11 protein-coding genes are annotated in these 12,213 nt (G+C 70.3%); all 11 read right to left on the bottom strand.

Features of this window, described 5'->3' with window-relative positions; all coding sequences use genetic code 11:
• Window positions 1-30: 30 nt before the first annotated feature.
• The 11 genes from coaBC to ACWC5O_RS20325 all read right to left on the bottom strand — a co-directional run bounded on the left by coaBC (window position 31) and on the right by ACWC5O_RS20325 (window position 12,198).
• The gene (gene coaBC, locus ACWC5O_RS20375) at window positions 31-1,233 is read right to left on the bottom strand and encodes a bifunctional phosphopantothenoylcysteine decarboxylase/phosphopantothenate--cysteine ligase CoaBC (RefSeq protein ID WP_450588695.1); all 1,203 of its coding nucleotides are present in this window, start codon (window positions 1,231-1,233) and stop codon (window positions 31-33) included.
• Window positions 1,234-1,339: 106 nt separating this feature from the next.
• Entirely contained in the window at window positions 1,340-1,609 is a 270-nt protein-coding gene (gene rpoZ / locus ACWC5O_RS20370; protein ID WP_023842852.1) for a DNA-directed RNA polymerase subunit omega, read from the bottom strand.
• Window positions 1,610-1,684: 75 nt separating this feature from the next.
• The gene (gene gmk / locus ACWC5O_RS20365; RefSeq protein ID WP_450588693.1) at window positions 1,685-2,242 is read right to left on the bottom strand and encodes a guanylate kinase; all 558 of its coding nucleotides are present in this window, start codon (window positions 2,240-2,242) and stop codon (window positions 1,685-1,687) included.
• A gap of 60 nt (window positions 2,243-2,302) precedes the next feature.
• Entirely contained in the window at window positions 2,303-2,626 is a 324-nt protein-coding gene (locus ACWC5O_RS20360) for an integration host factor (protein ID WP_003977346.1), read from the bottom strand.
• A 269-nt stretch (window positions 2,627-2,895) separates the two neighbouring features.
• Window positions 2,896-3,741 (bottom strand): orotidine-5'-phosphate decarboxylase, encoded by an 846-nt coding sequence (pyrF, locus tag ACWC5O_RS20355; RefSeq protein ID WP_450588691.1) that lies wholly within the window; start codon window positions 3,739-3,741, stop codon window positions 2,896-2,898.
• Window positions 3,738-4,844: a quinone-dependent dihydroorotate dehydrogenase gene (locus ACWC5O_RS20350; RefSeq protein ID WP_450588690.1), complete on the bottom strand. Its 1,107-nt coding sequence runs from the start codon at window positions 4,842-4,844 to the stop codon at window positions 3,738-3,740. Before ACWC5O_RS20350 ends, pyrF begins: the two co-directional genes overlap by 4 nt.
• Before the next feature lie 84 nt (window positions 4,845-4,928).
• Entirely contained in the window at window positions 4,929-8,237 is a 3,309-nt protein-coding gene (gene carB / locus ACWC5O_RS20345; RefSeq protein WP_450588688.1) for a carbamoyl-phosphate synthase large subunit, read from the bottom strand.
• A complete protein-coding gene (gene carA, locus ACWC5O_RS20340; RefSeq protein WP_450588686.1) occupies window positions 8,230-9,372 on the bottom strand; it encodes a glutamine-hydrolyzing carbamoyl-phosphate synthase small subunit in 1,143 nt (380 codons plus the stop codon). Before carA ends, carB begins: the two co-directional genes overlap by 8 nt.
• The gene (locus tag ACWC5O_RS20335; protein ID WP_450588684.1) at window positions 9,369-9,929 is read right to left on the bottom strand and encodes a PH-like domain-containing protein; all 561 of its coding nucleotides are present in this window, start codon (window positions 9,927-9,929) and stop codon (window positions 9,369-9,371) included. Before ACWC5O_RS20335 ends, carA begins: the two co-directional genes overlap by 4 nt.
• Window positions 9,926-11,212: a dihydroorotase gene (locus tag ACWC5O_RS20330; RefSeq protein ID WP_450588682.1), complete on the bottom strand. Its 1,287-nt coding sequence runs from the start codon at window positions 11,210-11,212 to the stop codon at window positions 9,926-9,928. The genes ACWC5O_RS20335 and ACWC5O_RS20330 overlap by 4 nt, the downstream gene beginning before the upstream one ends.
• A gap of 5 nt (window positions 11,213-11,217) precedes the next feature.
• The gene (locus ACWC5O_RS20325) at window positions 11,218-12,198 is read right to left on the bottom strand and encodes an aspartate carbamoyltransferase catalytic subunit (protein WP_450588681.1); all 981 of its coding nucleotides are present in this window, start codon (window positions 12,196-12,198) and stop codon (window positions 11,218-11,220) included.
• Window positions 12,199-12,213: the final 15 nt, after the last annotated feature.

The following is a 12,213-nucleotide window of genomic DNA, read 5'->3' as shown; positions in this document are numbered from 1 at the left end:
AATCAGACGGGGCCGAACAGCGGAACGGGATCATCCGAGACGAGCGGCCACGAGGTCCCAGACGACGTCCGCGAGGGCCTCCTTCGGACCGTTCGGTACGGGGGTCTCGCTGCCGTCGGCGCCCAGGACAAGGGCCTCGTTCTCCTCCGAACCGAACGTCTTGCGCTCCCCCACCTCGTTGACGACGAGGAGGTCGCACCCCTTGCGGGCGAGCTTGGTGCGGCCGTTGGCGAGGACGTCGTCCGTCTCCGCCGCGAAGCCGACGACGACCTGTCCGGGGCGGGCGCGCTCGGCCGAAATCTCGGCGAGAATGTCCGGATTTCGCACCAGGACGATCGGGTCGGGGTCCTGGCCGTCCTTCTTCTTGATCTTTCCGGCGGCGTACGCCGCCGGACGGAAGTCGGCGACGGCCGCGGCCATCACCACGGCGTCGGCGTCCGCCGCGGCCTTGAGGACCGCTTCACGCATCTGCACGGCGGTGCCCACCGGAACGACGTCCACACCGGCCGGGTCGGGCAGGCCGGTGTTGGCCGCGATCAGGGTCACCCGGGCGCCGCGCGCCGCGGCCGTGCGGGCGAGGGCGTAGCCCTGCTTGCCGGAGGAGCGGTTGCCGAGGAAGCGGACCGGGTCGAGCGGCTCGCGGGTGCCGCCGGCCGAGACGACGACGTGGCGGCCCGCGAGGTCGGGCTCGGTGACGCCACGGGCCAGCACCCGGCGGCAGGCCTCGAAGATCTCCGCCGGGTCGGGCAGCCGCCCCTTGCCGGTGTCGACACCGGTGAGGCGGCCGACCGCGGGCTCGATCACGACGGCGCCACGGCGGCGCAGCGTGGCCACGTTCTCCTGGGTGGCGGGGTGCTCCCACATCTCGGTGTGCATCGCGGGCGCGAAGACGACCGGACAGCGGGCGGTGAGGAGCGTGTTGGTCAGCAGGTCGTCGGCCAGGCCGTGGGCGGCCTTGGCGAGCATGTCGGCGGTCGCCGGGGCCACCACGACCAGGTCGGCCTGCTGGCCGATGCGGACGTGCGGGACCTCGTCGACGTCGTCCCAGACCTTGGTGGAGACCGGGTTGCCGGACAGCGCGGACCAGGTGGCGGCACCGACGAAGTGCAGCGCGGAGTCGGTGGGCACCACGCGCACGTCGTGACCCGATTCCGTGAACCTTCTCAGTAGCTCACAGGCCTTGTACGCGGCGATCCCGCCACTGACCCCCAGTACGACCCTCGGCTTGTCCACCGTCGTCTCTCCCCGGCTCGGAACCCTACGAGACCATCACACACCACAGGCCCGGCAGGAGCACTGCCGGGCCTGTGGATAAGTCAACCGCGATCTGAAAGTACTACTACGCCGGGCCCTCGATGGCCTCGGAGGTCAGCAGACCCGCGTTGATCTCGCGCAGGGCGATCGAGAGCGGCTTCTCGTGGACGTGGGTGTCGACGAGCGGACCGACGTACTCGAGGAGACCCTCGCCGAGCTGCGAGTAGTACGCGTTGATCTGGCGGGCACGCTTGGCCGCGTAGATCACGAGGCTGTACTTCGAGTCGGTGGCCTCGAGAAGCTCGTCGATCGGCGGGTTGATGATGCCCTCGGGCGCGGTGATGGAAGAGGACACGCTCTACCTTCCGATGGATGGGAAAGATTCAGTCGGTGTGACCGGCCGGCGCCCGCTGGCGGACGGCAGTCACGATCACACAACGTCCACCAAGGCTAGCAGCTCGCTCGCCACGTCCTCGACGGAGGTGTTGACCAAGGTCACGTCGAACTCCGGCTCCGCCGCCAGCTCGGTCCTCGCCGCCTCCAGGCGGCGCTCGACGACCTCGGGCGGCTCGGTCCCCCGGCCGGTGAGCCTGCGCACCAGCTCCTCCCAGGAGGGCGGAGCCAGGAACACCAGCTGGGCGTCGGCCATCGAGTCACGGACCTGCCGGGCGCCCTGGAGGTCGATCTCCAGCAGCACGGGCTCGCCGTTCTCCAGCCGCTCCAGCACGGCCGCGCGCGGCGTGCCGTAGCGGTTGCCGGCGAACTCGGCCCACTCCAGCAGCTCGCCGTTGGCGATCAGCTTGTCCATCTCCTCGTCGGTGACGAAGAAGTAGTGGACTCCGTGCCGCTCGCCGGGGCGCGGCTTGCGGGTGGTGGCCGACACCGAGAGCCAGACCTCCGGGTGTTCCTTGCGCATATGGGCGACGACCGTGCTCTTGCCGACCCCCGAAGGGCCGGAGAGCACGGTCAGCCGCGGACGTTCACTCATGCAGCGATTATTCCAGCAATCCCGGGGTGCCCGGGACGCCCGGTCCGGCAGGAGCCGGACTCAGGAACCGGTGCTGCCGAACTCACGCTCCAGGGAAGCGATCTGGTTCGAACCGAGACCGCGCACGCGGCGGCTCTCGGAGATACCCAGACGCTCCATGATCTGCTTGGCGCGGACCTTGCCCACGCCCGGCAGGGACTCGAGCAGGGCGGAGACCTTCATCTTGCCGATGACGTCGTTCTCCTGGCCCTGCTTGATGACCTCGTGCAGGGAGGCGCCGGAGTGCTTGAGTCGATTCTTGACCTCGGCCCGCTCCCGGCGAGCCGCGGCGGCCTTTTCGAGCGCGGCTGCGCGCTGTTCAGGGGTAAGGGGCGGAAGAGCCACGCCTACGTCACCTCGGATGTCGAACTGTCGGATACGGACCGGTGAGGAACCTAGTCGCCCCACACCTGGGGAGCTACGAGCAACACGCTTTGCCCGTTCACTCTGCTCGGAGACTAGCGGGCAAGTCCGCCAGAGTCAGCGAGAACAGCGGAAAAGTACTGGTCAGCCGCCGTCAGGTCGGACATTTCAGACATACTGCCCTCGATTTGAGGATGTATTCACATTCAAATCGCCCTGGTGCCGTCCATGGGAACGCCCCGGCGGGGATCTCAGCCGCCGCTGACGGCGGCCCTGATCTCCTCCGCGAAGCGCTCCGTGGCCGAGCGCAGTGCCCCGACGTCGGGACCGTGCCGCAGCACGCCCCGGCTCACGTTCGGGACGACGTTGCGCACCGCCGACCCGAAGACCTTGGGAAGATCGGCCGCCGTCGCGCCCTGAGCGCCGACACCGGGCGCGAGGAGCGGGCCGTTGATGTCGAGGTCGTACGACGACAGGTCGCCCACCGTGGCGCCGACGACCGCCCCGAAGGAGCCCAGCGGCTCCTCACCCGCGTTCTCGGCGGCCAGGTGGGCCAGCATGGTCGCGCCCACGTTGCGCCCGTCGGCGCGGACCGCGTGCTGGACCTCCGGCCCCTCCGGGTTCGAAGTGAGGGCCAGCACAAAGAGTCCGGCGCCGCTCTCCCGGGCCAGCGCGACGGCCGGGCTGAGCGAGCCGTAGCCGAGGTAGGGCGAGACGGTCAGGGCGTCGGAGAACAGCGGGGCGTCCTTGTGCAGGAATGCCTCGGCGTACCCGGCCATGGTGGAGCCGATGTCACCGCGCTTGGCGTCCATCACGACCAGGGTGCCGGCCGCACGGGCCTCCTGGACCGCCTTCTCCAGGACGGCGACACCGCGCGAGCCGAACCGCTCGAAGAAGGCGCTCTGCGGCTTCATGACGGCGACCCGGTCGGCCACCGCCTCGACGACCGTGCGGCTGAACCGCTCCAGACCGGCCACGTCGTCGTTCAGGCCCCACTCGGCGAGCAGGGCGGCGTGCGGGTCGATGCCTACGCAGAGAGGGCCGCGCTCGTCCATCGCGCGGCGCAGACGGGCGCCGAAGGGCTCGAGGGAGGTCATGCGGGCTTCCTCACGTCGGCGCCGACCGCGTCGGCGAGGGTGGCGTACGGGCTGGTGCGCAGACGCGCGGCGAGGCCCTTGTGGATGGCGCGGGACCAGAAGGGGCCCTCGTAGATGAAGGCGCTGTACCCCTGGACCAGCGTGGCACCGGCCAGGATGCGCTGCCAGGCGTCCTCGGCGGTCTCGATGCCCCCGACCCCCACCAGGGTGATCCGGTCGCCCACGCGCGCGTACAGGCGGCGCAGGACCTCCAGGGAGCGCGCCTTCAGGGGCGCGCCGGAGAGTCCGCCGGTCTCCTTCACCAGCGAGGGTACGGACTTCAGACCGAGGCCCTCGCGCGCGATGGTGGTGTTGGTGGCGATGATGCCGTCCAGGCCCAGCTCCACGGCGAGGTCGGCGACCGCGTCGATGTCCTCGTCCGCGAGGTCGGGCGCGATCTTCACCAGGAGCGGAACGCGCCGGTTGGCGACGGTACGGTCGGCGGCCTCGCGTACGGCGGTGAGCAGCGGGCGCAGCGCCTCGGTGGCCTGGAGGTTGCGCAGGCCGGGCGTGTTCGGCGAGGAGACGTTCACGACCAGGTAGTCGGCGTACGGCGCGAGGCGTTCGGCCGACTTCACGTAGTCGCCGACGGCCTCCGCCTCCGGGACGACCTTGGTCTTGCCGATGTTGACGCCGACGACGGTCGTGAAGACGGGCTCGCGCGTGGCCAGACGGGCCGCGACGGCGAGCGAGCCGTCGTTGTTGAAGCCCATGCGGTTGATCAGCGCCCGGTCCGCCACGAGCCGGAACAGCCGCTTCTTGGGGTTGCCGGGCTGCGCCTCACCGGTGACCGTGCCGATCTCGACGTGGTCGAAGCCCAGCATCGACATGCCGTCGATGGCCACGGCGTTCTTGTCGAAGCCCGCGGCGAGGCCGAAGGGGCCGTGCATGCGCAGCCCGAAGGCCTCCGTGCGCAGCTCCTTGTAGCGGGGCGCGAGGGCGGCCGCCACGAAGGTGCGCAGCACGGGGATGCGGACGGCGAGGCGGATCCAGCGGAAGGCCAGGTAGTGGGCCTTCTCGGGGTCCATGCGCTTGAAGACGAGACTGAAAAAGATCTTGTACATGGTGTCCTCATGCTGTGCTTTCTGGGGGGGGCACCCCCCAGACCCCCGAGGGGGACACCGTTTTCGGTGTCCCCCTCGGGGCTGCTAGTCGCGGGCCGCGGTCAGGTGTTCCGCGTGTTCCTGGAGCGAACGGACGCCCACGTCACCGTGGTTGAGGGCGTCGATGCCCTGGACGGCCGCCGCGAGCGCCTGGACGGTCGTCAGGCACGGTACGGAGCGGGCCACCGCGGCCGTACGGATGTCGTAGCCGTCGAGGCGGCCGCCGGTGCCGTACGGGGTGTTGACGATGAGGTCGACCTCGCCGTCGTGGATGAGCTGGACGATGGTCCGCTCGCCGTTCGGGCCGGTGCCCTCGGACTGCTTGCGCACGATCGTGGCGTTGATGCCGTTGCGCTTGAGGACCTCGGCCGTGCCGGAGGTGGCGAGCAGCTCGAAGCCGTGCGCGACCAGCTCGCGGGCCGGGAAGATCATCGAGCGCTTGTCGCGGTTGGCGACCGAGATGAACGCGCGGCCCTTGGTGGGCAGCGGGCCGTAGGCGCCCGCCTGCGACTTGGCGTACGCCGTGCCGAAGACGGAGTCGATGCCCATGACCTCGCCGGTGGAGCGCATCTCCGGGCCGAGGACGGTGTCGACGCCGCGGCCCTGGATGTCGCGGAAGCGCGACCACGGCATGACGGCCTCCTTGACGGAGATCGGCGCGTCGAGCGGAAGCTCGCCGCCGTCGCCGTTGGCCGGAAGCAGACCCTCGGCGCGCAGCTCGGCGATGGTCGTGCCCAGCGAGATCCGGGCGGCGGCCTTCGCGAGCGGCACCGCGGTCGCCTTCGAGGTGAAGGGGACCGTACGGGAGGCGCGCGGGTTGGCCTCGAGGACGTACAGGATGTCGCCCGCCATCGCGAACTGGATGTTGATCAGGCCACGCACCCCGACTCCGCGCGCGATGGCCTCGGTGGAGGCGCGCAGGCGCTTGATGTCGAAGCCGCCGAGGGTGATCGGGGGCAGGGCGCACGCCGAGTCGCCGGAGTGGATGCCGGCCTCCTCGATGTGCTCCATGACGCCGCCGAGGTACAGCTCCTCGCCGTCGTACAGGGCGTCGACGTCGATCTCGATGGCGTCGTCCAGGAAGCGGTCGACGAGGACCGGCCGGGAGGGGCTGATCTCGGTCGACTCGGCGATGTAGGAGGCGAGGCGGCTCTCGTCGTAGACGATCTCCATGCCGCGCCCGCCGAGGACGTAGGAGGGCCGGACGAGGACCGGGTAGCCGATCTCGTCGGCGATCGCCTTGGCGCCGGCGAATGTGGTGGCCGTGCCGTGCTTGGGAGCGGGCAGGCCGGCCTCGGCGAGGACCTGGCCGAAGGCGCCGCGGTCCTCGGCGGCGTGGATCGCCTCGGGCGGGGTGCCCACGATCGGCACGCCGTTGTCCTTCAGGGCCTGCGCGAGGCCCAGCGGGGTCTGGCCGCCCAGCTGGACGACCACGCCCGCGATCGGGCCGGCGAGGGACTCCGCGTGGACGATCTCCAGCACGTCTTCCAGCGTCAGCGGCTCGAAGTACAGGCGGTCGGAGGTGTCGTAGTCCGTGGAGACGGTCTCCGGGTTGCAGTTGACCATCACGGTCTCGTACCCGGCGTCCGACAGCGCGAAGGAGGCGTGGACGCAGGAGTAGTCGAACTCGATGCCCTGGCCGATGCGGTTCGGGCCGGACCCCAGGATGATCACCGCGGGCTTCTCGCGGGGCGCGACCTCGGTCTCCTCGTCGTAGGAGGAGTAGAAGTACGGCGTCTTCGCGGCGAACTCGGCGGCGCAGGTGTCGACCGTCTTGTAGACCGGGCGGATGCCGAGGGCGTGCCGGACCTCGCGGACGACGTCCTCGCGCAGGCCTCGGATCTCACCGATCTGCTGGTCGGAGAAGCCGTGCCGCTTGGCCTCGGCGAGCAGCTCGCGGGTCAGCTCGGGCGCCGCGGCCAGCTCGTCCGCGACCTCCTTGATCAGGAAGAGCTGGTCCACGAACCACGGGTCGATCTTCGTGTACTCGAAGACCTCCTCGGGCGTGGCGCCGGCGCGGACGGCCTGCATGACCGTGTTGATCCGGCCGTCGGTGGGGCGCACGGCCTCGCGCAGCAGCGCGTCCTTGTCGCCGGGCTCACCGACGAAGGTGAACTGGCTGCCCTTCTTCTCCAGCGAGCGCAGCGCCTTCTGGAAGGCCTCGGTGAAGTTGCGGCCGATGGCCATGGCCTCGCCGACCGACTTCATGGTGGTCGTGAGGGTGGAGTCGGCCTGCGGGAACTTCTCGAAGGCGAACCGCGGAGCCTTGACGACCACGTAGTCGAGCGTGGGCTCGAAGGAGGCCGGGGTCTCCTGCGTGATGTCGTTCGGGATCTCGTCCAGGGTGTAGCCCACGGCGAGCTTGGCGGCGATCTTGGCGATCGGGAAACCGGTCGCCTTGGAGGCGAGCGCCGAGGAGCGCGACACGCGCGGGTTCATCTCGATGACGATCACACGACCGTCCTCGGGGTTCACCGCGAACTGGATGTTGCAGCCGCCGGTGTCGACGCCGACCTCGCGGATGACGGCGATGCCGATGTCGCGCAGGATCTGGTACTCGCGGTCGGTCAGCGTCATCGCGGGCGCCACGGTGATCGAGTCACCCGTGTGCACGCCCATCGGGTCGAAGTTCTCGATGGAGCAGACGACCACGACGTTGTCGTGCATGTCGCGCATCAGCTCCAGCTCGTACTCCTTCCAGCCGAGGATGGACTCCTCCAGGAGCACCTCGGTGGTCGGCGAGAGCGTGAGGCCCTGGCCGGCGATGCGGCGCAGCTCCTCCTCATCGTGCGCGAAGCCGGAGCCGGCGCCGCCCATGGTGAAGGACGGGCGGACGACGACCGGGTAGCCGCCGAGCTGCTCGACGCCCTTGAGGACGTCGTCCATGGAGTGGCAGATGACCGAGCGGGCGGACTCGCCGTACCCGATCTTCGCCTTGACGGCCTCGACCACGGCCTTGAACAGGTCGCGGTCCTCGCCCTTGTGGATCGCCTCGGGCTTGGCGCCGATCAGCTCGACGCCGTACTTCTCCAGGACACCGTTCTCGTGCAGCGAGATGGCGGTGTTCAGGGCCGTCTGGCCGCCCAGGGTGGGCAGCAGGGCGTCGGGGCGCTCCTTGGCGATGATCTTCTCGACGAACTCGGGGGTGATCGGCTCGACGTAGGTGGCGTCGGCGATCTCCGGGTCGGTCATGATCGTCGCCGGGTTGGAGTTGACGAGGATCACGCGCAGGCCCTCGGCCCTGAGCACGCGGCACGCCTGGGTGCCGGAGTAGTCGAACTCGGCGGCCTGGCCGATGACGATCGGGCCGGAGCCGATGACCAGGACGGACTGGATATCGGTGCGCTTAGGCACGCTGGCCCTCCATCAGGGATACGAAGCGGTCGAACAGGTAGGCGGCGTCGTGCGGGCCCGCTGCCGCTTCGGGGTGGTACTGGACGGAGAAGGCCGGCTGGTCGAGCAGCTGCAGCCCCTCCACGACGTTGTCGTTCAGGCAGACGTGCGAGACCTCGGCGCGGCCGAACTTCGTGTCGCTGACCTTGTCGAGCGGCGCGTCGACGGCGAAGCCGTGGTTGTGCGCGGTGACCTCGACCTTGCCGGTCGTCCGGTCCTGGACCGGCTGGTTGATGCCCCGGTGGCCGTACTTCAGCTTGTAGGTGCCGAAGCCGAGGGCGCGGCCGAGGATCTGGTTGCCGAAGCAGATGCCGAACAGCGGCGTCCTGCGCTCCAGGACGGCGGACATGAGGGCCACCGGGCCGTCGGCCGTGGCCGGGTCACCGGGTCCGTTGGAGAAGAAGACTCCGTCCGGGTCGACGGCGTAGACGTCGTCCACGGATGCCGTCGCCGGGAGCACGTGCACCTCTATGCCGCGCTCGGCCATGCGGTGCGGGGTCATGCCCTTGATGCCGAGGTCGATGGCGGCGACGGTGAAGCGCTTCTCGCCGATCGCGGGAACGACGTACGCCTCCTTGGTCGCGACCTCCTCGTAGAGGCTCGCGCCCTTCATGTGCGGCTGGGCCTGCACACGCTCGAGCAGGTCGGCCTCGGGGGCGATGGCCTCGCCGGAGAAGATGCCGGCGCGCATCGAGCCGCGCTCGCGCAGGTGGCGGGTGAGGGCGCGGGTGTCGATCCCGGAGATGCCGACCACGCCCTGCGCGACCAGTTCGTCGTCCAGGGAGCGCCTGGCCCGCCAGTTGGACGGCACGCGCGCCGGGTCGCGTACGACGTAGCCGGAGACCCAGATGCGGCTCGACTCGTCGTCCTCGTCGTTCCAGCCTGTGTTGCCGATCTGCGGGGCGGTCGCGACGACGATCTGGCGGTCGTACGACGGGTCGGTGAGGGTCTCCTGGTAACCGGTCATACCGGTGGAGAACACGGCCTCGCCGAAGGTCTCCCCCACGGCCCCGTAGGCACGGCCGCGGAAGGTGCGGCCGTCCTCCAGGACGAGTACGGCGGGAACCTTGGCAGCTCCCCTGGTGGAGGTCGTCATCGTGCGCCTTCCGTGTCGTTGGTCATCTGGTTGAGGGTGCCGACCCACTCGGTGTGCTCGGCTGCGTGGTCGGAGCGGAAGCCGGAGTCGATCAGCTTGTCCCCGAGGGCCCAGGTCACCACCAGCAGGCCGCCCTCGGTGAGGACCTTGCCGGCGATGCCCTTGTCGAGCCGGGCCCCGCGCAGCGCGGCGGTGGGGACGAAGAAGTCGGTCGCCCCGGGGCGTACGACCTCCAGGCCCGCGTCCGTGAGGGTGAGCTCGGCCCGGCTGCGGGTGCCGAGGCCGTGGGCCACGATGCGGTCCAGCCACTGCCCGGCCGTGGTCGAGCCGTGGTAGCGGCCGCTCATCGTCAGTCTGGCCTCGCCGGGCTCCTCCGGCGCGCTGGGCAGCTCGGGCAGGTCACCCTGGAGCGTGCCGCGCCACTTCCAGCCCTCGCGCATCAGCCAGTAGATGAGCGCGACGAAGAGGGCGAGGCCGATCAGCCAGCCGATGCGGGCGGGCCAGTCGGTGACCTCGGCCGACTTCTGCGCCTCGGCCAGCAGGATTACAGGTGTCACGTGAGCTTCCCGTCGACGAGCGTGGCCTTGCCCCGCAGCCACGTGTGGGTGACACGGCCCGGCAGCTCGCGTCCCTCGTACGGGGTGTTGCGGCTGCGCGAGGCGAAGCCCGCGGGGTCCACCGAGCCACGGTATTCCGTGTCGACGAGGGTGAGGTTGGCGGGCTCACCAGCCGAGACGGGACGGCCCTGACCGGTGGCCTGTCCGATCTGCGCCGGCTTGACGGACATGCGGTCGGCGACGCCGGCCCAGTCCAGCAACCCGGTGTCGATCATGGTCTCCTGGACCACTGACAACGCGGTCTCCAGACCGACCATGCCCATGGCGGCTGCGGCCCACTCGCAGTCCTTGTCCTCGTGCGGGTGCGGGGCGTGGTCGGTGGCGACGATGTCGATGGTGCCGTCGGCGAGCGCCTCGCGCAGGGCGTGCACGTCCCGCTCGGTGCGCAGCGGCGGGTTGACCTTGTAGACGGGGTTGTAGGTGCGCACCAGCTCGTCGGTGAGGAGCAGGTGGTGCGGGGTGACCTCGGCGGTGACCTGGATGCCGCGGGACTTGGCCCAGCGGACGATCTCCACCGAACCCGCGGTCGAGAGGTGACAGATGTGCACGCGGGAGCCGACGTGCTCGGCGAGCAGCACGTCCCGGGCGATGATCGACTCCTCGGCGACGGCCGGCCAGCCGCCCAGGCCCAGCTCGGCGGAGACGACGCCCTCGTTCATCTGGGCGCCCTCGGTGAGGCGCGGCTCCTGCGCGTGCTGGGCGACGACACCGCCGAAGGCCTTCACGTACTCCAGCGCCCGGCGCATGATCACGGCGTCGTCCACGCACTTGCCGTCGTCGGAGAAGACGGTGACCCCGGCGGCCGACTCGTGCATCGCGCCCAGCTCGGCGAGCTTCCTGCCCTCCAGGCCGACGGTGACGGCGCCGATGGGCTGGACGTCGCAGTAGCCGTGCTCCTGGCCGAGCCGGTAGACCTGCTCGACCACACCGGCGGTGTCGGCGACCGGGAAGGTGTTGGCCATGGCGAACACGGCGGTGTAGCCGCCGGAGGCGGCCGCGCGCGTGCCGGTCAGCACGGTCTCGGAGTCCTCGCGGCCCGGCTCGCGCAGGTGGGTGTGCAGGTCGACCAGGCCCGGCAGCAGCACCTTCCCGCCGGCCTCGACGACGTCTGCGCCCTCGGCGCTGAGACCGACGCCCACCTCGGCGATCGTCTCGCCGTCGATCAGCACGTCCTGCGGCTCGCCGCCGAGCACCTTCGCACCACGGATAAGGATCTTGCTCATGGGTCTTACTTCTCCTCGTTGGTGCGGGTGTGGGTGACGGCGGGCTCGTTTCCACCGAGCAGCAGGTACAGGACGGCCATCCGGATGGAGACGCCGTTCGCGACCTGCTCGACGACGGTGCAGCGCTCGGAGTCGGCGACCTCGGCGGTGATCTCCATGCCGCGGACCATCGGGCCGGGGTGCATCACGATGGCGTGCTCGGGCATCTTCGCCATGCGCTCGCCGTCGAGGCCGTAGCGCCGCGAGTACTCGCGCTCGGTCGGGAAGAAGGCGGCGTTCATGCGCTCCCGCTGGACCCGGAGCATCATCACCGCGTCGGACTTCGGCAGGGTGCTGTCGAGGTCGTACGACACCTCGCACGGCCAGGCCTCGACACCGACCGGCACCAGGGTGGGCGGGGCGACGAGGGTGACCTCGGCGCCGAGGGTGTGCAGCAGGTCGACGTTGGAGCGGGCGACCCGGCTGTGCAGGACGTCGCCGACGATGGTGATCCGCTTGCCGGCCAGGTCCTGGCCGAGGCCGGCGTCCCGGCCGACCAGGCGGCGGCGCATGGTGAAGGCGTCCAGCAGGGCCTGCGTGGGGTGCTGGTGGGTGCCGTCGCCGGCGTTGACGACGGCGGCGTCGATCCAGCCGGAGTTGGCCAGGCGGTAGGGGGCTCCGGAGGCACCGTGCCGGATGACGACGGCGTCGACGCCCATCGCCTCCAGGGTCTGCGCGGTGTCCTTCAGGGACTCGCCCTTGGACACGCTGGAGCCCTTGGCGGAGAAGTTGATGACGTCCGCGGACAGCCGCTTCTCCGCGGCCTCGAAGGAGATCCGGGTCCGGGTGGAGTCCTCGAAGAAGAGGTTGACGATCGTGCGGCCGCGCAGGGTCGGCAGCTTCTTGATCGGCCGGTCGGCGACCCGGGCCATCTCCTCGGCGGTGTCGAGGATCAGGACGGCGTCGTCGCGGGTGAGGTCGGCGGCCGAGATGAGATGACGCTGCATCTGTCAGGCTCCGTA

Source organism: Streptomyces sp. NPDC001450 (assembly GCF_053597295.1).
This window is presented reverse-complemented; position numbering and strand designations above follow the sequence as displayed.